Raw genomic sequence first — 520 nt, 5'->3', positions numbered from 1 at the left:
ATCTTCGTCCACTGAGTAAGCTAGGTCGCCCGAGACTGGCGCATCATCCACTGCAGTAACGCTCACATCGATGTCGGCAGACACTGTGTCCGTGCCATCAGAGACATCGAAGCTGAAGTTTACGTCGCCGTTGAAGTTCTCATTCGGTGCAAAGGTGTAAGTACCATTACCGTTATCGGTAAGAATACCGTCACCACCATCGTAGGTCACACCTTCAACAGTCAGGTTGTCCCCTTCAATGTCTGTCGCGCCTGTTAGTAGGTCGGCATCGGTGAAGATAAGAGTGCCATCTTCTTCAACAGAGAACTGTTGGTCTTGAGGAACAGGTAAATCATTAACTGGGTTAACTGTTAGGTCGGCAGACGCTTGAACGGTATTAGTGCCATCAGAGATATCAAAGCTGATATCGATGTCACCGTTGAAGTTCTCATCCGGTGTAATCGTAAAGCTGCCGTCATCGTTCTGAACGACTGTTGCATCGCCATCGACCGTTAGGTCGCTGGCAGTAAGGTCATCACCC

The 520-nt window shown here is 49.6% G+C and carries 1 protein-coding gene; it reads right to left on the bottom strand.

The window, feature by feature from the left end; translation table 11 throughout:
* A partial coding sequence (locus KIV40_RS27555) for a tandem-95 repeat protein (RefSeq protein ID WP_285352391.1) occupies positions 1-520 on the bottom strand: 520 nt, incomplete at both ends.

Source organism: Vibrio sp. D173a, assembly GCF_030248475.1.
Note: the sequence above shows the minus strand (reverse complement) of the source record. Positions and strands in the feature narration are given on the sequence as shown.